Here is a 19,820-nt window from a genome sequence, read left to right as displayed (position 1 = left end):
GCTCATTCGCTCCTCAGGAGGCCCCATGTCCGCGCGTGTCGTCCGTCGATCCCTTGCCGTCGGGCTGCCGCTCGCCCTGCTCGGCACGGTGTGTGCCTCCGGCACCGCAATCGGCGCGCAGGAGTGGCATCACCGCCCGGGGGACACCGCGCGGGTCACCGCGAGCGCCCTGCTGGGGGACGTACCGCTGGCGGGTTTCAGCAACGGACTGCTGCCCGGGACCGTCGGGGACGACCGCGGCGTGATGCTCGGGGGCATCGGCAGCGACCTCTTCCCGGCCGGCCGCAAGGGCGAGTTCTGGACCGTCACGGACCGGGGCCCGAACGGTCAGATCAAGGTCGACGGCACCAAGCGGCGCACTTTCCCCGTCCCCGGGTTCGACCCGGCGATCGTCAAGGTGAAGGTGAGCGGCAAGCGCGTCGAGGTGCTGCGCTCCCTCCCGCTGACCACGCGTTCCGGCGCCCCCGTCACCGGCCTGCCGAACCAGGCGGACCGCGATGAGGCCCCGTACTCGTACGACGCGAAGACGCCTCTCCCGTACGACCCCGCCGGCCTGGACACGGAAGGGATCGTCCGGAGCGCGGACGGCTCGTTCTGGCTGGTCGACGAGTACGGCCCCTCGCTGGTGCACGTCTCCGCGGGCGGCCGGGTACTGACCCGTTACGTCCCCGAGGGCCTGGACCTCGAGGGCACGGACTACCCCGTCGTCGAGGCGCTGCCCGGCGTTCTGCTCCACCGTAAGGTCAACCGGGGATTCGAGGGCCTGGCACTGCTGCCGGGCGGCGAGCTGGTGCTCGCCGTCCAGAGCCCGCTCTCGCTGCCCGACAAGGACGCGGGCGAGGCGTCGCGCAACGTGCGGCTGCTGCGCTTCTCCCCGAAGAAGCGTGCGGTCACCGCGGAGTACGCGTACCGCTTCGACGCCGTGGGAGTCGTGGACCCGGGTGAGGACGACACGTCCGAGCTGAAGATCTCCTCGGTCGTCGCCATCGGCGGTGACGACCTCCTGATCGAGGAGCGCACCGACCGGGCGGCTCGTCTGCACCGGGTCACCCTCCCCCGCGGCGGCGGCATCCTGGGCTCGCGCTGGGACGTCCCGGCCGCTTCGCCGTCCTACGAGGAACTGGCGGACCCTGCGGCCGCGGGCGTTCCGGTCCTGCGCAAGCGCCTCGTCGTCGACCTGGGCACGGTCCCGGGGGTCCCCGGGAAGATCGAGGGCGTGGCGGTGACGGGCCGGGACACGCTCGCCCTCATCAACGACAACGACTTCGGCATGAGCGACGGGGCGGGCGCCTTCGACGCGGACGGACGGCTGGTCGACTCCGGCATCGAGACGTCCGTGACGCTGCTGAAGCTGCCGCGTCCGCTGACGCACTGACGGGCCGACGGGCCGTCCCGCGACCCCGACAGGCGGCCTTTTCCTGTCAACTCCCCTGCCCCTGCATCGATTTCGGCTCCTGCCGTCTTCCGTCACCCGCGCGACGCCCGTACGGTGGGGCGCGCACGCTGCTCGGCCGTACATCGGACGTCGGATTCCGGTCATCGGACAAGGGGGAGCCACGGGATGTCGGGGGAATCGGGTAACGGACTCCTGCGTGACGCCGTCGGGCTGCGCGAGGTCCTGTTCCAGAGCGTCACGGCGATGGCGCCGGCGGCCGCCATCGCCGCTTCCATCCCCGCCGGGGCCGCATTCGCGGGCGGCAGCCTGCCGCTGTCGGTGCTCGTGGCCCTGGTCGCCTGCCTGTTCACCGCCTCGTGCGTGGCGGAGCTGGCCCGCCATCTCCCTGCCGCCGGGTCGGTCGCCACGTACTCGGCGCAGGGTCTGCATCCGACGGTGGGCTTTCTCGTCGGGTGGGGCTATGTGTTCGTCGAGGCGCTGGTGCCCGCGCTGCTGCTGCTCCAGCTCGGATTCACGACGGCGGGCACTCTCCATCAGGAGTGGGCGTCCTTCCCCGCGGACCTCTGGTGGCCGTGGTCGCTGCTGGGCGCGGTGATCATCGCGCTGGCCGGATTCTTCGGCGTCCGGGCCTCCGCCCGGTTCGGCACGGTCCTCGGTGTCTTCGAGGTGCTGGTGTTCGTCGTCTTCGCCGTGCTGTTGATCGGGCAGGCGGGGCCGGACAACACCCTGTCGGTGTTCGGCGCCTCCCACACGGCCGAGGGCTTCGAGGGCGTCAGCGGCATCTTCGCCGGTTCCGTCTACACCGTGCTGGCCTTCGCGGGGTTCGAGGCGGCGGCGCCGCTCGCCGAGGAGACGAAGGACCCGCGTCGCACCATGAGGCGTGCGGTGCTGGGCGCCGCGCTGTCCATCGGCCTGGTGTACGTCCTCACCACGTATGCCATGTCCGTGTACGTCGGGCCGGACCGGTTCGCCGGCTTCGGCGCCTCGGGGGCGGCCTCCTGGGAGGGCGTGGCCCGTGCGTCGTTCGGGTTGTTCTGGGTGCTGCTCTTCCTCGCGGTCGTCAACTCGACCGTGGCCAACGCGAACGCGTGCGCGAACGTGTCGACCCGAACGGCGTTCGCGCTCGGTCGCACGGGAGTGTTCCCCCGGGCGTTCGCACGGCTGCATCCGCGTCGCCGCTCCCCGGTCACCGGGGTCGCCGTGCAGTTCGTGATCGCGGTGGGCGCGGCGCTCGGGCTGGGATTCGCGTACGACCCCGTGACGGCCTTCGTCCTGCTGGCCACCGTGATCGTCACGGTGATCATCGGGGTGTACATCGTCGTGAACCTGGCCTGCGCCGGCTATTTCCTGCGACGGCGCCGGGAGGCGTTCCACCCGGTGCTGCACCTCCTGTTCCCCGTGCTGGGCATCGCGGCGTTCGTACCGGCACTGCTGACCGCCGCCGGCATCCCGGTGTTCGACTTCGTCTCGGAACTCAGCGCCCCCGTCTCGTACGCGGGTCCGGTCGTCGCCATCTGGATGGTGACCGGGATCGTCGTCCTGGCGGTGCTGCTGCGCAGACATCCGGAGCGGGTGGCCGGGATGAGCAAAATCCATCTGGACGAAGAGCCGCGGGCCCCGGAGCCCCAAAAGGCCGACTGAACGGCAATCCCCACTCGTTGCCCGCCCCCCACACCCAGGAGTACGCATGAACCGCAGAAGAATCCTTCAGGGCGCCGCGGCGACGGCTGCGGGCGCCCTGCTTCCCGCATCCGTCCGCGCCACCGCGGCGACGGCCGGTGAGACGGACTATCCGGCGGCCCACTGGGCGCCGGCCTCGACGTCCAACTACACGGTCTCCACCCGGCCTTCGGCGTATCCGGTGCAGTACGTGATCATCCACGTCACCCAGGAGACGTTCTCGGACACCGTGGCGATCTTCCAGAACCCGGCGAAACAGGTGTCCGCGCACTACGTCGTGCGCTCGTCGGACGGCTACATCGACCAGTGCGTGCGGGAGAAGAACATCGCCTGGCACGCGGGGAACTGGGACTACAACACGCGCAGCATCGGCATCGAGCACGAGGGCTATGTGGACCAGCCCGCCTACTTCACCAACGCCCTGTACGAGCAGTCGGCGTTGCTGACGGCGTCGGTGTGCGACCGCTACGGCATACCCAAGGACCGCGCGCACATCCTCGGCCATGCGCAGGTCCCGGGCACGGACCACACGGACCCGGGGCCCCACTGGGACTGGGTGCGCTACATCCGCCTGGTCAATCTCCTCGGCGCGTGAACCGCTGACCGGGCCCGAGTGCCTTTCGTTTCAGGCCGGACGAGGGAGCGGGAACGGGTGCGTCGGCTTCAAGGCGGAGGAGGGAGCCATGGCGACCGCCGACCACGCGGCAGACGCGCGTGCCGGATCCCGCGGGGGGGGCGGCATGATCCCGGCGAGAATCCCCTAAGGGCTCCCCGTCGCCGGGGTGCGGACGAACAGGATGCCCTCCACGTCGCCGTCGGGCGCTCCGTAGACGTGCGGCATGTCGGCCCGCCAGTGCGCGCCGGCTCCGGGGCCGGCCGTCCGAGTGTCGTCCGGGGGACCCACAACGGCGGTGCCGGCCAGGACCATCAGGCTTTCCCGGGTGCCCGGGACGTGCGCCCGGGACTCCTGGAGGGCGCCCGCACGGATGCGCACGCGGAACACGTCGGTGACGGCGGCCTCGTCCTCGTACCGTTCGATCAGGACGGCGGTGACGGCGCTCCCGGAGACGGTCACGGGGGCTGAGCCGGGAACGCCGCCCGGCGGCGGATCGCTCAGTACGGCGCTGAGCGGCAGACCGAGCGCGGTGGCGAGGGCGTACAACGTCTCCAGCGTGGGATTACGCGTCCCGCTCTCCAGCTCCGAGAGCGTCCCCTTGCCCACGCGGGAGCGCCGGGAGAGCTCGGACAGGGACAGGCCCCGCTCGCGCCGCAGCATGCGCAGTCTGCGCCCTACGTCCTCATTCAGCCCCATCGGCCCCGCACCCGTTCCGCATTCCCGGTTGACGGGCGTCGGCCCGCCTCTCTAGTGTTCCACATACAGAACGTTCCGTATATGGAACGACGCGGGCGTACCGGTGCGCCGGGCATCTGCCCACCCCCAGCACAGGAAGTGGCTCACTCATGCTCGCGATCGCCCGCATACGCTCGGCCGCTCCCCCCTCGGCCGTGGCCGCCGGACTGATCGCCGTCATGGTCGGCGTCACCAGTTCGGCGGCGCTGGTCTTCACGGCCGCGCAGGCGGCGGGGGCGGACGCGCGCGAGATCTCCTCCTGGATGCTCGCGCTGGGCGTCGGTCTGGCCTGCACCTGCATCGGGCTGTCACTGCGCTACCGGGCGCCCGTCGTGACCGCGTGGTCGACGCCGGGAGCGGCACTGCTCACGACGGGCCTGAGCGGGGTGACGATGGCTCAGGCGGTGGGCGCGTTCGTCTTCTCGGGACTGCTCATCCTCGTGAGCGGCGTGACCGGCTGGTTCAGCCGCCTCATGGGCCGGATCCCGGTCCCGCTGGCGGCCGCCCTCCTCGCCGGGGTGCTGCTGCGGTTCGGCACGGGGCTGTTCAGCACGATGCACGGCGGATTCGCGGTCGCGTTCCCCATGTTCGTCGTCTATCTGCTCGCCCGGCGCCTGCTGCCTCGGTACGCGGTGCTGCTGGCCCTCGCGGCGGGCGTGGCGGCCACCGTGTTCACCGGCGGCTGGCAGCTGGGCGAGGTCCGGCTCGGCCTGGCCGTTCCGGTCTTCACCGCACCGGAGTTCGACTGGAAGGTGCTCGTCAGCGTCGGCGCACCGCTGTTCGTCGTCACGATGGCCTCGCAGAACCTGCCCGGCGTCGCAGTGATCCGCGGCGCCGGGTACGACGTGCCGGTCTCGCCCCTGATGACCTGGACCGGCGCGGCCAACGCCGTGCTGGCGCCGTTCGGGGCGTTCGGCCTCAACCTGGCCGCGATCACGGCCGCCATCTGCACCGGCGAGGAGGCCCACCCCGACCGCGACAGGCGCTTCCTGGCGGCGGTGTGGGCGGGCGTCTTCTACCTCTGCGTCGGCCTGCTCGGGGCGACCGTCGCCTCCCTCCTCACGGCGATGCCGCAGGAACTCGTCCTGGCGATCGCCGGGATCGGCCTGCTCGCCACCATCGAGGCCTCGCTGGCGGCGGCGCTGGCCGACAAGGCGTCCAGGGAAGCGGCCGTGGTGACCTTCCTCGCCACCGCTTCCGGTGTGACGCTGCTGGGGATCGGCTCCGCGTTCTGGGGCCTGCTGGCCGGCCTGGTCACCGGCGCGGTCGCCTCGGTGGGCCGCCCCCGGCGCAAGGATTCCGCGCCCACGGCGGCGCCCGACGGAGCCCGCGTCCACTGAGTCACGCACCGGCTTCTGTCCCCTCCGTGGGACGGGGTTGCTCCGCGCGGCGGAAGCGGGGTGGGATGGTCACCATGCAGAAAGCGGTTTCCCAGCCTCCCGCCGAATCCCTGGCGGCCCTCGACCACCTCGACCACCGCTACCGCGGCGAGAACCCGTTCCGTACCCTCGGTTACCTTTTGCGGCCCGACCGGGGACGGCTGGCACTCGCGGTCGTCTTCTTCGTCGTGAAGCACAGCCCCATCTGGCTGCTCCCCCTCATCACCGCCACCGTCCTGGACGTGGTCGTCCAGCACGGCCCGGAATCGCGGCTCTGGAAGGCCACCGGCGTCCTGCTGTTCATCCTCGTGATCAACTATCCGCTGCACCAGTGGTACGTACGCTGCCTCGGCGGCAGCATCCGGCGCATGGGCACGACCCTGCGCTCGGCGCTGTGCCGCCGCATGCAGCAACTGTCCATCGGGTACCACGCACGCGTCAGTTCGAGCGTCCTGCAGGCCAAGGTCGTCCGCGACGTGGAGTCCGTGGAGCAGATGATGCAGCAGAGCGCCGACATGGGGCTCGGCGCCGTCGTGACGCTGGTCGGCGGACTCGTCGTCATCGGCGTGCGCGTGCCCGCGTTCCTTCCGGTCTTCCTGATCGTGGTGCCCGCGGCCGGATTCCTCGTGATGAAGCTGCGCGGCCGGCTGCGCAGTCACAACGAGTCCTTCCGGCGCGAGGTCGAACAACTGTCGTCCCGGGTCGGCGAGATGACCACCCTCATCCCCATCACCCGCGCCCACGGGCTGGAGCGCACCGCGCTCGGCCGGGTCGACGGCTCGCTGCGCCAGGTCTTCGCGGCCGGCCTGCGCCTGGACGTCATCAACGGCCGGTTCGGTTCACTGGCCTGGGTCATCCTCAACACCCTGGGGGTGCTGTGCCTGACGGGGTCGGCCCTGATCGCGTACCACGGCTGGATGCCCATCACCGCCGGTGACGTCGTGATGCTGAGCGCCTTCTTCACCGTCCTGACCGGCTCGGTGACCACGCTGCTGGGCCTGGCGCCCATCCTCACCAAGGGACTGGAATCGGTGCGTTCGGCGGGCGAGGTTCTCCAGGCGCCCGACCTCGAACACAACGCGGGCAAGGCGCAGGTCGATCACGTCACCGGCCGGATCGACTTCGAGGACGTCGGATTCGCCTACGAGGACGCGGACCCCGCCGTCGACGGGTTCACCCTCTCCGCACGGCCGGGCGAGACCATCGCGCTGGTCGGCGCCTCGGGCGCCGGCAAGTCGACCGTCCTGAACCTCCTCATCGGCTTCATCCGGCCCACGTCCGGCCGCATCCTGCTCGACGGCGCGGACATGGCGGGGCTCGATCTGCGCAGTTACCGGCGGTTCCTGTCGGTGGTCCCGCAGGAGTCGATCCTCTTCGAGGGCAGCATCCGCGACAACGTGACGTACGGAATGGGGGACACCGACGAGGCCACGCTCATACGCGCGCTGGCGGACGCCAACGCGCTGGAGTTCGTCAACGATCTGCCGCTCGGGCTCGACACCGTCGTCGGTGAGCGGGGGGCGCGCCTGTCCGGCGGCCAGAAGCAGCGCCTCGCCATCGCCCGGGCACTGATCCGCGACCCCCGGGTGCTGGTGCTCGACGAGGCCACGTCCGCGCTGGACAACCGCTCCGAAGCCCTGGTGCAGGAGGCCCTTTCCCGGCTGGTGCAAGGCCGTACGGTCTTCGTCGTCGCTCACCGGCTCTCCACGATCCAGGGTGCCGACCGCATCGTCGCGATGGAGGGCGGCCGGATCGCGGAGGTCGGGACGCACGAGGAACTGATCGGCCGGGAAGGGGTGTACGCGGGCCTTCAGCCCGCCCACCCGTAAACGGGCCGGCCAGGGCACCCGGACGCCGCCGGGCGGAGGCGCCCGGCGGCTCGGGGGTCGTGGGGGCCGCCCGTCCCCGGGCGGCAGCCCGGACGACGGGTCCGCGGTCACCGGCGTGCGAAGTTGGCGGCGATGCGCTGCTGGATGTAGTCCCCCGCCGTGATGGGCGCGTAGCGGCCGTCCGGGTCGGCGATGACCGTCTCCTTGTCGGCCTGGGCGAAGAAGGCGATGCTGTAGCGGGCGCTCCGGTCGCCGTCCGGGCCCGGCGACTTCACCCGGTGGAAGTTGGACGGCAGCCGGTCCCCGCTCCAGCGCATCAGCATGTCCCCGATGTTGCAGGTGATGACGTCGCCCGCCGGAACCACCGGCGTCCACTCCCCCGCCTCGGCCTCCTTGCCGGGGCAGACCTGGAGTCCGCCCTGTCCGTCGCGCTGGAAGAGCAGGGTCAGACAGTCGAAGTCGGTGTGCGCTCCGGCCCGCCAGGCGTCGGGGTCGAGCTCGGCGTCCCCGGGAATCGCGAAGTAGTGCAGCATGCGCAGGGTCGACTGGTAGGTGTCGCTCGCCGCGTCATGGGCCCGGTCGAAGAAGCCTTCCTCGAATCCGAGCCGGTCGGCGAAGCAGGACAGCACCCGCAGAGCGACCGTTCGGCACCGCGCCTCGAAGTCGAGGGCCCCGGCCCGGAAGTCCGGCAGCGCGTCGTCGGGCCAGAGCCCGTCCATGTGCGGGCGGGTGAGCTGGTACGACTCCTTCAGGTCGGGCGTGCCGACGGACGGCCTGACCTGCGTCATCGACTCCCAGCCCGCGTTGAGGCCCTTGCGCAGGCCGTGCCGCGCCTTGGTCTCCCCGGGCAGGGCGAAGAACGCCTGCGCCCCGGCGAACGCGCCGTCCACGACGTGCTGCGGGATGCCGTGGTTGACCAGTTGGAAGAAGCCGATGTCGGTGGCCGCCGCCCACAGCTCCTCCGTGATGTCGGCTTTCCGGGCCTCGAAGTCGGAGAGGTCGATCCGCCGGATCTCGCGGGCGGAGGTCTCCGTGCCGGCGCCGCCCATGCGGGCTTCCCGGGCGAGTTCGGCAAGGGTGTGGGGCGTGTTCGTCATCGTGTCGTCCGTCATCGTCTCGTCGGTCATCTGTTCTCCTGTGTCAGTCGTCCCGGGAGGGGCGTGCCGCACGGACTACCGCGTGCGCAGCAGCTCCCGGGTGAGGAAGGCGTCGGTGAGGCGCAGGCTCTGCCCGCCGCTCACCAGCGCTTCGCCCGCCACCATCACCGTGTCGACGGTGCGGCTTCCGGCGCAGGTCAGCAGCGTGGCTCCGGGGTCGTGCACGGGAAGGCACGCGTAGTCGCGGTCGAAGCGGTGCAGGACGAGGTCGGCCTGGATGCCCGGCACGACGCCCGCCGGACGTGGTTCGAGTCCCAGCACCTCGTTGGCGCCGTCGACGGCGATCGACATCATCTCCTCGAAGCCGAGGAGGTCGGACCGCTTGTGCACCGCGCGCTGGAGGTACGCGCCCATGCGCATCGCCTCCAGGATGTCCTGGGTGTCGTTGCTCGCCGCCCCGTCCACGCCCAGCCCCACCCGCAGCCCCGCCTCCCGCATGGCGGGCACGGGCGCGACTCCGCTGCCCAGCCGCATGTTGCTGAGCGGGTTGTACGAGACGCCGACGCCGTGGCGGGCGAGCGTCGCCCGGCCCGTCGCGTCCAGCTCCACGCAGTGCACGGCGAGCAGGCGGTCCCACAGGAATCCGGCACGCTCCAGATAGTCGACGGCTCCCGTCCCGGCGTGTTCCCGGCACATCAGATCGTCCGTCGCGGTCTCCAGCAGATGGAGGGAGACGGGCAGTTCGCGTGCGTCCGCGTAGGCGCGCACCTCGCGCATTCCGGCTGGGGTGAGACTGCGCGGGTTGGGCACGGCGAGGCCCATCGATACGCGGCCGCCGCCGGGGGCGGCCGCCTCGGCGGCCAGCTCGTCGGTGTGGGCGAAGATCTCGTCCAGCGGCTGCACGAGACGGGGATCGAAGCCCCATTTCCGCGTGACGTCGGCCCGGTCGGCGACGCCCCTGCACAGCACGGCACGGATCCCCGTGTCGTGCAGGGCCCGCAGTACCGCGGTGTGCACCTCCGTGGACCGGTGGGGCCACATGTGCTCGACGAGGGTGGTCGTGCCGCTGCGCAACGCCTCCGTCGCGGCGGCGGCGGCCGCGGCGTACGCCCGCTCGGGGGTGAGCGCCACGGTCTCCTCACCGACCGTGCGCAGCCAGGTCAGCAGCGGCATGCCCTCGCCGATTCCGCGCAGGCCCGCCTGGTACAGATGAGTGTGGGTGTTCACCATTCCCGGCACCAGATGGCCGCCGGCCGCGTCCAGCACCTCGGCGCCCCGGTGCCGGGTCCCCGCGGGCGCCACGGCGTCGACCCGGCCGTCCACCAGGTGCACGTCCTGGTCCGCCGTCCAGGTCCCGCCGCTCCACACCGTGGCGTTCACGATCGTGTCGATACGCATCAGGCGAGGCCCTTTCCCGAGGCGGTTCCGCTGCGCGGACCGGGCGCCGCGGTGGCGCGGCCCCCGGTCCGCCGGGGGGTGTGGTGGAAGAGGAGGTTCAGGGCGAAGGCGGCCAGGCCCGTCACCGCGATGCCGCTGTCCAGGACGGTGCGCAGGTACGGGGGAAGCCCCGCGTAGAAGTCGGGTGAGCCGACCGGGATCATGCCGAGCCCGAAGGCCAGTGCCACGGTCAGCAGATTCCGCCCGTCCGAGAGGTCCGCCCGCCCGAGGATCCGGAGGCCGACGGCTCCGACCGTGCCGAACATCACGAGCGACACCCCGCCGAGGACCGGCCCGGGCACCGCGGCCACGACCGCGCCGAGTGTGGGCACGAAGGCGAGAAGGACCATCAGCGCACCGGACAGCGCCACGACGTGCCGGCTCATCACTCCGGTCACGCTGACGAGCCCGACGGACTGGCCGAAGGTCACGATGGGGAAGGAGGACAGCCCGCCCGAGACGACGGTCGCCGCACCGTCGGCGCGCAGCGCCCGCACGACGGTCTCCGGGTCGTCACCGCGCCCGGCGATCTGGCCGACGGCGAGGGTGTCGCCGACCGACTCGACCATGTTGACGAGCTGGACGACGAGCATCGCGATGATCGCGGGCACGACGAAGGCGGGAGCGCCGAAGGCGGTGGGATCGGGCACCGCCACGGCTCCGGCCGCGCCGACCGCGGAACCGTCGAACAGCCCGAGGGGGACGGCGAGCAGGGTGCCCGCGGCCAGTCCGATGAGCACGGACAGGCGGGCGAAGGCGGGGGGTGCGAGCCGTTCGATCAGCACGACCAGGGCGACGGTCGCCACGGCGAGCGCCAGCGCCTTGGCGCCACCGCCCCCACCGCCGCCCCCCGGTCCCGTGATGAGGCCGGCCGCCGAGGGAACGAGCGAGAACCCGATGACCGCGATCACCGTGCCGGTGACCAGCGGGGGAAAGAGGTGGAGACAGCGCCCGAACCACGGCGCGAGGGCCAGGGTCATTACTCCGGCGACGATCGTGGCGCCGAAGACGGCTGCCAGTCCGTGCTCCCGGCCGATCAGCACGGCGGGGGTGATCGCCGTGAACGTCGAGCCCATGACGAGGGGGAGCCGGGCCCCGAGCCAGGCGACTCCCAGCGTCTGCAGGAGCGTCGCCAACCCGCTGACCAGCAGATTGGCGCTGACGAGGAGCCGGATGCGGTCCTCGGGCAGGTCGAGCGCGACACCCACGAGCAGGGGCATGGTCGCCATGCCCGCATAGCTCACGAGCAGATGCTGGAGGCTCAGCGGCACCATGCGGTGCAGCGGAGGGCGAACGTCCACGGGGTGCGGTGCAGGCGGTGCGGCGGAATGCGGTCCGGTGTCCGTGCTCATCCCCGAGCGGGGCCCGGGCCACTGCCCGGAGGCGTGCGTGTCCTCGGCCATCGTTCCTCCCTCAATACGTGGTGGAAGATGGCTGGTTCGCACCGGAGGATGCCGGTCACGCACCGGCCGTTGCAGCCATGACCGGTGTGCGAACGACGGTAGGGAGGGCGTGTTACGACGTGATTGCCGGCAGGAAACGGGCTGCGGCGGTCCCTTCCTCACGCGCCTGGGCCTCCCCCGGGCCCGAAGGGGGCTGTCTTCGGACAGCCCCCCGAGGCGGTCAGCCGCACTCCGTCCCGTTGAGGGTGAAGGGGGACGGCGCCTGTGCCGGCGCACCCCCGGCCTGGAAGCCGAAGGAGACGGAACCGCCCACCGGAATCGCCGCGTTGTGGGTCGCGTTCTTCACCGTCACGCGGGAGCCGCTCTGGGTCGCGGTCGCGTTCCAGGCGTTGGTCACCTTCTCCGCCCCGCCGAAGGCGAAGCCCAGCTGCCAGCCGTCGACCGGGGCCGTTCCGGTGTTCCGGACCGTGACGTCCGCCGTGAATCCGCTCCCCCACGACTGGCTGACCCGGTAGGCGACCGCGCAGGAACCGGGCGTACCGGTCGGGCCGGGAGTCGGTGGGGGATCCGGGGTCGTCGTCGGACCGGGCGTCGGGTCGGGGGTCGTGGTCGGGTCCGGCGTGGGCTCGGGGCCGGTGCCGTCCGGCGCGCTCCCCCACTGGGGCGCGGTGCCCTCCAGCAGCACCATGTGCGGTGCGTCCACGGGCGTGGTGCCGGGGGTCGTGGCCGACGAGGGGTAGGACCAGTCGTTCGCGGGATCCCAGGCCCCGGCCGAGGTGATCCGGAACTGCACCTCCTTGCGGTACGCGGACTGCCCGGCCGGTGCGATGTCCGTGGCGGAGCAGTCCACGCTCACGTAGTAGACGTTCCCCGCCTCATGTGTGGGGCCGGTCACCTGACCGCACTGGTTGTAGTTGGTGGTGAAGCTGATCTGCCCCGGTGTGACGCCGGGTTCGAGGGTGAAGTAGTAGCGCACGGACGCGTCGGTGAGGGCGCGCGCCGGCCACGCGGACCGGTTGACGAGATACGCCTTGATCTCGGTGAAGTTGCTGCCCGCCGCGTTGACCGACGCCTGGACGGACATCTCGGGCCCGTCCGGGGTCTCCCGCGGCGGGAAGTTCGCGAGGGGGGCGCCGCCGTACTCGCCGTAGAGCCGGGCCAGCGCACCGGTGAAGGCCGCGTTGTAGTCGGTGGCGACCTCGTTGTTCACGTAGTTGGAACGGTCGTCGGTGTACGCGTCGTTCGCCGCGCTGGGCCCGCCCACCAGGGCTCCGTACAGCGTGTGCCTGCTCTCCACCGGGTTGTTCATCTGGTCGGTCCACGAGCCGTGCGCGGTGCGGTGGTGCGGCTTCGTCGGAGGGTTGGCGCCGAAGCCGACCACGTAACTCGACTTGCGGGGGTTGTCGCCCAGCGCGTAGTCGATCTGCCGGACGGCGAAGTCGTGGTACCGGGTCTTGCGGGTGGCGTCGGTCAGCCAGTCCGAGTAACTGAGCGCCACGAAGGCGGTGTTCGCCGCGTATCGCAGCGACCCCCAACTGTCGAGCACCGCCTGGCCGCCGGGCGAGTAGGCCACGCGCTGCCCGTTGACCCCGACCGTCCACCAGTCGAGCCAGCGGTTCGCGTCGTCGACGTACTTCTGCTTCCCCGTCAGCTGTGCGAGCAGCACGTACGCCCCGTAGGAACTGTCGTCCCAGGAGAGCGTCCAGCGGTAGGACCGGGTGGTGCTCTGCGGCTCGGTCGAGAGGTTGTCGTAGTACGACTCGGCCTTGGCCAGGTACGAGGCGTCGCCCGTGGCCTTGTACAGCCAGATCGCTCCCCAGACCAGCTCGTCGTTGTACCCGCTCCAGGAGTTGTAGTACGCCTGCGCGTCGGTGATGCAGTCGCTGTACTTCCCCCGGTAGGTGTCGGCGAAGGTGTACAGCTGCTTCGCGTGGGTGATCAGTTTGGTGGCGTACGCGGGGTCGCTGTCCGCGAACACCATCGACGAAGAGGCCAGGGCCGCTGCCGTCTGACCGGCCAGGTCGGTGCCGGGGCACGAGGCGTCGATCTTGTAGGCGGGCCGCTTCATCGGCATCACCTCGGCCGGCCCCCACCACTTGTGGTCGTCCCCGCCGTTGCCCACCTGTCCGTAGAGGACGTTGGGCGAGGGATGCGCCTTGAGGAAGTAGTCGTTGACGAACCGCAGGTTGTTCTTCAGGTACGGGAGCTGTCCGGAGGATGCGTACGCGCCCTTCTCCTCGACACCGCCCCAGGCGAGCATGGTGGTGGAGAAAGCCATCGGCAGACCGAACTTGACGTGGTCGCCGGCGTCGTACCAGCCACCCGTGAGATCGAGCCCGGCGTCCTTGCCGTCGTCGAGGGCGGAATCACCGCGCCAGCCCACCCGGTTGCCGGCGGGGAGCTTGCCCGACGCCTGCGCCTCGTAGAACAGCACCGATTTCTGCAGCGCCTCGCCGTAGGCGAAGGCGGGCGCGGCGGCCGCGTTGCCGGACAGCGACAGCGGGAGCAGCAGACCGGCACCGAGAGCGAGAGCCAGCGCGATGGAGCCGGGGCGGCCGGGCCGGTGCGCGGACGGGCCCGGGCCGGCCCGTCGGCGTCGTCTTCGCAAAGGGGGGAAAGTGAGCGAGCGCAACGGAACAATCCTTCCGTACGTCGGTGGGGGGCGCGGACGCCACGCGTGGGAGCGCTCCCATAGGCGTTGCTCATGAAGCCAGCTGCCGAGGGAGCCTGTCAACAGTTCTGACAGGAACACCTCAGCAGGACGCGTGCTTCGAATCGGTCGCCGATACCGGCGCGCGACCAAACCTCCGGCTCTGCGCCTGCCGGACCGGCGGAGAGCCGGCCGGTCCGGCATGCGCGGCAGGCGCGGCGTGGCGCCCCGGGCCGTGCTTCCGGGCGCCGCGCCCGAAAGGTCTCAGGCCGTCGCGGTGTCGCCGGCGTCCGCCGGGGACGCCTCGGTGAGCGCGAACCAGGCTGTCTTGCCCTCGGGTTCGGGGCGCACGCCCCACTGGTCGGCCAGGATGTCGAGGAGCATCAGCCCGCGCCCGGAGGAGGCGAGTTCGCCGGGGGTCCGCTGGTGGGGCAGCTCGTCGCCGCGGTCCATGACCTCGACGAGCAGCCGGCGCTCGCCGGTCTCCCCGGTGACGTACGCGTTGAGGGCGCCGTCCTGGTCGGTGTGGACGAGCACGTTGCCGAGGAGTTCGGTCGCCAGGAGCACCGCGGTGTCCACCTGGTCCGGCCGCGCCCAGTCGTGCAGCAGCGCCTTCAGTTCGGCGCGGGCCTCGGCGAGCCCCTCGCCCTGGTCCTGGCCCACCGTCAGCATCAGCTGGCGCCGGCTCACCTCGGCCCGTCGCCTTCCGGGGTCCCTGCGCAGGAGCAGCAGGGCGATGTCGTCGCCGTCCCGCGCGGTGTCGCCCTCCGGGGCACCCGGTTCGCGGCCGAGCACGGACGCCATGAGCCGGTCGGCCATCCCTTCCAGGTCCTCGACGGGACCCGGCGAGAACGCGTCGCGGACCCGGACCCAGCCGGTGTACATGTCGTGGCCGCCGTTCTCGATCAGCCCGTCCGTGCACAGCATGAGCACCTCGTCGTCGTGCAGGCGCACGATGTCGACGGGGTAGTCCTCCTCGCCGGGCATCAGGCCCAGCGGCAGGCCGCCGCTGACGTGCTTGATCAGACAGGTGCCGTCGGGGGTGCGCAGGACCGGGTGCGGATGTCCGGCGCGTGCGATGTGCAGGTCGCCGGTGGACGGGTCGGCCTCGATGTAGAGGCAGGTGGCGAACCGGTCCTCGTCGAGGGTGGTCAGGAAGCGTGAGGCCCGTGCCAGTACGGCGTCCGGGCCGTGCCCTTCGGCGGCGTAGGCGTGCACGGCGGTACGCAGTTGGGCCATCAGGCCCGCGGCGTGCACGTCGTGTCCCTGGACGTCGCCGATGACGAGGGCCAGCCGGCCGTTGGGCAGGTCGATGCTGTCGTACCAGTCGCCGCCGACCATGAGGCCGCCGCCGGTCGGCACGTAGCGCGTGGCCACGCTCAGGCCCGTGAGTGCCGGGCCGTCGGTGCGCATGCTGCGGCGCAGGCCGCGGGAGAGTTCCAGTTCGGCCCGGCTGGCCCTGGCGCGTTCCAGCACCTGGGCGATCATCCGCCCGGTCGCGGTCAGCAGCGCACGCTCCGCCGAGCTGAACGCCACCGGTGCGCGGAACGCCGTCAGCCAGACTCCGGTGACCCGGCCGGCGGTCACGAGCGGGAGGAAGGCCCACGCCTCGCGGTTCTCACGGGCGGACGTGTGCCAGGTCGCCGGGAAGCGGCGACGGTACTCCTCCTTGGAGGCGAGGTACACGGACCGCCCGGTTCTGGCGACCTCCGCGGCCGGATAGCCGGTCGTCATCGGCATCCGGAACCCGCGGTCGGCTCCCCCCGGACGGAAGCCGTGCTGCCCCAGGGCGATCAGGGTTCCCTCGGCGACACTGAACACGACCTGGCCGTCCAGCGGAAATTCTGGGGTGTACAGGGCCGCCACCAGCTTCAGCGCCTCGTCGAGGGAGTCGGCGTCGGCGAGGGCGTGCCCGGCGGACAGCAGCAGGGAATCGCGCTGTCGGGCCTCCTCGGCCGTGCCGTCGGGCACCTCCCGCCCCGGAGGGCCCGGGCGGGGGGTTTCCAGACGGTTCAGGGCTTCGATCTGGTCCAGCTCGGCCTCGAACCCGTCCGGCGGCGGCTCATGCCGTTCACCACCCATCCGGCATCCCTTCGTCCCGATGTCCTCGCCGACTGTCCGTTCCATGCTCCGACGGGAGAGCCGGGTCCGCAGTACGAGAGGTCGTGACGGCGGCGGGACACGGGGGGCCGCGGCCTCCGCGAGGCGGGAGACCAGGTGGCCGGTGAGGGGTGTGAGGCGGGGCGGGAAGGACCCCGAGGCGGCGCGTACGGGTGCGTCCGGCGGCGGGGATCACCGCTTGGCCGCCGGGGCGGCAGCGGCCCCGCGCGGCGCTCCCGCGGCCGTTACCGGTACGCCGCTGCCCTGTGCACGTCACTGAAGTCGATCGCCAGGTCGGCCTCGCGCAGCGTCTCCTCGGCCACCCGCCGCACCTCGGCCACCACATCCCCGTGTTCTTCCACGAGTCCTGCGTAGATCGGTGCCTCGGTACTGTCGGTGAAACTCACGTCGCACTGCCTCAATCGGTTGTGTTCGCCATCGCTCGGCCGGAAACAGGGGCCGATTCTACGTGGTGCTCCCGCGCGTCCGCAGAGGGCACCGGCTCTTGGGCGTCCACGCCGCCGACCTGCGCTCTTGCCGCTTCCCGGTCTTCGGCACGGTTCTTTCCGCCGCCCTCGCGGGGAAAGCTGTTGACCTCAAGTCCGCTTGAGCTCATACCGTTCTCCCTGCGCCCCGGTCCGTGTCCGCCCACCGGGAGCCGCACAGGCAATTTCGCACCCCGGAGGCACCGCATGAGTATGGAAGTCACGGCGTGGTCATCGCTGCACAGCGCGATGAACGCCCAGCAGGACCGCAGACCGTTCTCCCGGGCCACCGTGCGCCGGATCGCCTCCTTCGCCCGGCCGCGCCGCCGCGAGGTGTACCGCTTCCTGCTGCTGAGCGTCGTCATGGCGCTGCTGGCGGTGGCCACACCGGTGCTGGCCGGCCGGGTGGTCGATGCGATCGTCCAGGGCAAGGAGAGCGGCACGGTCACCCGGCTCGCGCTGCTGATCGCCGTGATCGCGGTGGCCGAGGCGGGGCTCGGTCTGCTGACCCGGCTGCTGTCGGCCACGCTGGGCGAGGGCCTGATCCTCGATCTGCGTACCGCCGTCTTCGACCATGTCCAGCGGATGCCGGTCGCCTTCTTCACCCGCACCCGCACCGGGGCCTTGGTGAGCCGCCTCAACAACGACGTGATCGGGGCGCAGCGGGCGTTCAGCAACACCCTGTCGGGAGTGGTCTCCAACCTGGTGACCCTGCTGCTGACGCTCACGGTGATGCTGACCATCTCCTGGCAGATCACCCTCCTCGCGCTCGTCCTGCTGCCCGTGTTCGTGGTGCCGGCCCGCAGGATGGGCTCCCGCATGGCGCGGATGCAGCGCGAGGCGGCCGCACACAACGCGGCCATGGGCACGCAGATGACGGAGCGGTTCTCGGCCCCCGGCGCCACGCTCGTGAAGCTGTTCGGCCGGCCCGCCGACGAGTCCGCCGAGTTCGCCGCCCGGGCGAGCCGGGTCCGTGACATCGGCATCCGTACGGCCATGGCCCAGTCCACGTTCATCACGGCGCTCACCCTGGTCTCCGCGCTGGCGCTGGCGCTGGTCTACGGGCTCGGCGGCTACTACGCGCTGCGCGGCAGTCTGGAGCCGGGGGCCGTCGTGTCCCTGGCCCTGCTGCTGACCCGGCTCTACGCCCCGCTGACGGCGCTGGCGGGCGCCCGGGTCGAGGTGATGAGCGCGCTGGTGAGCTTCGAGCGGGTCTTCGAGATCCTCGACCTGAAGCCTCTGATCGTCGAGAAGCCGGACGCGCGCAAGGTGCCGGAGGGTCCGGTGTCCGTGGAGTTCGACGGCGTCTCCTTCGGATATCCGTCGGCCGACAAGGTCTCGCTCGCCTCGCTCGAAGAGGTGGCGACCCTCGACTCGCGCGGGGGTACGGAGGTCCTGCACGAGGTGTCCTTCCGTGCCGAGCCCGGCCGGATGGTCGCCCTGGTCGGCTCGTCCGGAGCCGGCAAGTCGACGATCGCGCAGTTGCTGCCCCGGCTCTACGACGCCGATTCGGGAGCCGTGCGGCTGGCCGGCATCGATGTGCGCGACCTGACCGCCGAGTCGATTCGCGAGACGCTCGGGATGGTCACTCAGGACGGGCACCTGTTCCACGAGTCGGTCCGCGCCAATCTGACCCTGGCCCGGCCCGGCGCGACCGAGGACGAGATCTGGGACGCGCTGCGGCGCTCCCGGCTGGACGGACTCGTGGCCTCGCTGCCCGACGGGCTGGACACGGTGGTGGGCGAGCGCGGATACCGGCTCTCCGGCGGGGAGCGTCAGCGGCTGACGATCGCCCGGCTGCTGCTGGCCCGCCAGCGCGTGGTCATCCTCGACGAGGCGACCGCGCACCTCGACTCCACGTCGGAGGCCGCGGTGCAGGAGGCCCTCGCCGAGGCGCTGGAGGGGCGCACCGCCGTGGTGATCGCGCACCGGCTGTCGACCGTGCGGGCGGCCGATCTGATCCTCGTCGTCGAGGAGGGCCGGGTGGTGGAGCGCGGCACCCACGCCGAGCTGCTGGCCGCGGGCGGGCGGTACGAGGAGCTGTACCGGACGCAGTTCGCCGCTCCGGAGGCCGGGGAGACGCAGGGGGCGCACGCGGAGTCCGTCCGGGCGGAGTGAAAGCGGGAGTGCCCCCGGTCCTTGCGGACCGAGGGCAGCCTGGTGTGGAGTGCCGGGGACGGGGACAGATCAGTCGATATCGACCTTCTGACTGGTGATGGCGCCGCTGGCCGCGTCGACACCGATCGTGGTCTTGTTCCAGTCCTTGGTGACGACATCGACGGACCAGGTGAGGACGTTCTTGTCATTGTCCTCCAGGTCGATGGACGTGACCTTCCCCTTGGCGTTGCCCGTCGCGGTCTTGGCCGCCTGCTGCGGCGTCTGCGTCGCCTTGGCGAGGCGGTCGACCGTAGCGCTCTTGTCCTCGGCGTCCTGGTCCTGGTCCACGACGGACTGGAGCACCTTGCCCGAGACCGCGTCCACACGGACCGTGTACGCGGTCCCGTCCTTCACGGCGACGGACGCGACCCACTCCGGGCCGGTGGACGCCGAGGCCGAAGCGCTGGGAGAGGCGCTGGCAGCGGAGGGCGAGGAACTGGCGCTCGGGCTCGCACTGGCGTCCGTGTCGTCGTCCGCCTCCCCCGGCCCCTTCAGGTTGAGTTCGGTCAGCTTGCTTCCCTTGACGGCGCCCTCGGCCTTGGTGATGGCCTTGTCAAAGGTGATCTTGGTGGAGGCGAGCAGTGCCTTGCGGTCCGTCTGGTCCTCGGTGAGGGCGGCGCTCGGGCTGGGTGACGCGCTGGCCGTCCGCTCCGGGACGGCGCGCGCGGCCTCCGAGGTGGCGGTGCCGGTCGAGCTGTCGCCGCTGTCCTGGCCGCAGCCCGTGAGCAGGGCCGCGGCCAGGAGGACGCCCGCGGCGCCGGTGGCGCGCAGACGGTGGGTGCGGAGGAATCCGGTGGTCTCAGGTGGGGAGTCACATGTCATGCCCGCATTCCTAACCGCACGGCCGGTCAGGCAT

Annotated in this window: 14 protein-coding genes; 6 read left to right on the top strand and 8 right to left on the bottom strand. The window is 71.5% G+C overall.

Going from position 1 to position 19,820, the window contains the following annotated elements; all coding sequences use genetic code 11:
* Positions 1–25 precede the first annotated feature (25 nt).
* From E6R60_RS08615 to E6R60_RS08605, 3 genes are all read left to right on the top strand, one after another.
* Positions 26–1,375: an esterase-like activity of phytase family protein gene (locus E6R60_RS08615; RefSeq protein ID WP_136325835.1), complete on the top strand. Its 1,350-nt coding sequence runs from the start codon at positions 26–28 to the stop codon at positions 1,373–1,375.
* A gap of 186 nt (positions 1,376–1,561) precedes the next feature.
* Complete coding sequence (locus tag E6R60_RS08610; RefSeq protein WP_136325834.1) at positions 1,562–3,037, top strand: APC family permease; 1,476 nt, start codon at positions 1,562–1,564, stop codon at positions 3,035–3,037.
* A gap of 46 nt (positions 3,038–3,083) precedes the next feature.
* Positions 3,084–3,671: a peptidoglycan recognition family protein gene (locus E6R60_RS08605; RefSeq protein WP_136325833.1), complete on the top strand. Its 588-nt coding sequence runs from the start codon at positions 3,084–3,086 to the stop codon at positions 3,669–3,671.
* Positions 3,672–3,836: 165 nt separating this feature from the next.
* Here the strand turns inward: E6R60_RS08605 and E6R60_RS08600 are convergent, their stop codons facing one another.
* Positions 3,837–4,388, bottom strand: coding sequence for a helix-turn-helix domain-containing protein (locus tag E6R60_RS08600; RefSeq protein ID WP_136325832.1), 552 nt, complete (start codon positions 4,386–4,388; stop codon positions 3,837–3,839).
* A gap of 149 nt (positions 4,389–4,537) precedes the next feature.
* On the opposite strand from E6R60_RS08600, the gene E6R60_RS08595 reads away from it, so the two are divergent.
* Positions 4,538–5,767, top strand: coding sequence for a benzoate/H(+) symporter BenE family transporter (locus tag E6R60_RS08595; RefSeq protein WP_136325831.1), 1,230 nt, complete (start codon positions 4,538–4,540; stop codon positions 5,765–5,767).
* A gap of 74 nt (positions 5,768–5,841) precedes the next feature.
* Entirely contained in the window at positions 5,842–7,635 is a 1,794-nt protein-coding gene (locus tag E6R60_RS08590; RefSeq protein ID WP_136325830.1) for an ABC transporter ATP-binding protein, read from the top strand.
* 107 nt (positions 7,636–7,742) lie between these two features.
* Here E6R60_RS08590 and E6R60_RS08585 read toward each other — a convergent pair whose 3' ends face one another.
* From E6R60_RS08585 to E6R60_RS36610, 6 genes are all read right to left on the bottom strand, one after another.
* Positions 7,743–8,762: a 2-oxoglutarate and iron-dependent oxygenase domain-containing protein gene (locus tag E6R60_RS08585; RefSeq protein ID WP_240802459.1), complete on the bottom strand. Its 1,020-nt coding sequence runs from the start codon at positions 8,760–8,762 to the stop codon at positions 7,743–7,745.
* Between the two features lie 45 nt (positions 8,763–8,807).
* Entirely contained in the window at positions 8,808–10,130 is a 1,323-nt protein-coding gene (locus E6R60_RS08580) for an amidohydrolase family protein (RefSeq protein ID WP_136325829.1), read from the bottom strand.
* Positions 10,130–11,470, bottom strand: a complete 1,341-nt coding sequence (locus E6R60_RS08575; RefSeq protein WP_240802458.1) for a nucleobase:cation symporter-2 family protein — start codon at positions 11,468–11,470, stop codon at positions 10,130–10,132. Before E6R60_RS08575 ends, E6R60_RS08580 begins: the two co-directional genes overlap by 1 nt.
* A gap of 322 nt (positions 11,471–11,792) precedes the next feature.
* Positions 11,793–14,180, bottom strand: coding sequence for a glycoside hydrolase family 9 protein (locus tag E6R60_RS08570; protein ID WP_240802457.1), 2,388 nt, complete (start codon positions 14,178–14,180; stop codon positions 11,793–11,795).
* A 306-nt stretch (positions 14,181–14,486) separates the two neighbouring features.
* Entirely contained in the window at positions 14,487–16,304 is a 1,818-nt protein-coding gene (locus E6R60_RS08565; RefSeq protein WP_136326024.1) for a SpoIIE family protein phosphatase, read from the bottom strand.
* A gap of 263 nt (positions 16,305–16,567) precedes the next feature.
* Entirely contained in the window at positions 16,568–16,729 is a 162-nt protein-coding gene (locus tag E6R60_RS36610) for a hypothetical protein (RefSeq protein ID WP_168713554.1), read from the bottom strand.
* 285 nt (positions 16,730–17,014) lie between these two features.
* Between E6R60_RS36610 and E6R60_RS08560 the strand changes: the two genes are divergently transcribed.
* Entirely contained in the window at positions 17,015–18,925 is a 1,911-nt protein-coding gene (locus E6R60_RS08560) for an ABC transporter ATP-binding protein (protein ID WP_136325827.1), read from the top strand.
* Positions 18,926–18,994: 69 nt separating this feature from the next.
* Here the strand turns inward: E6R60_RS08560 and E6R60_RS08555 are convergent, their stop codons facing one another.
* The gene (locus E6R60_RS08555) at positions 18,995–19,786 is read right to left on the bottom strand and encodes a PepSY domain-containing protein (RefSeq protein ID WP_136325826.1); all 792 of its coding nucleotides are present in this window, start codon (positions 19,784–19,786) and stop codon (positions 18,995–18,997) included.
* Between the last annotated feature and the right edge of the window lie 34 nt (positions 19,787–19,820).

Origin of the sequence: Streptomyces sp. A0642, from assembly GCF_004795105.1 — a bacterium.
GTDB lineage: Bacteria > Actinomycetota > Actinomycetes > Streptomycetales > Streptomycetaceae > Streptomyces.
This window is presented reverse-complemented; position numbering and strand designations above follow the sequence as displayed.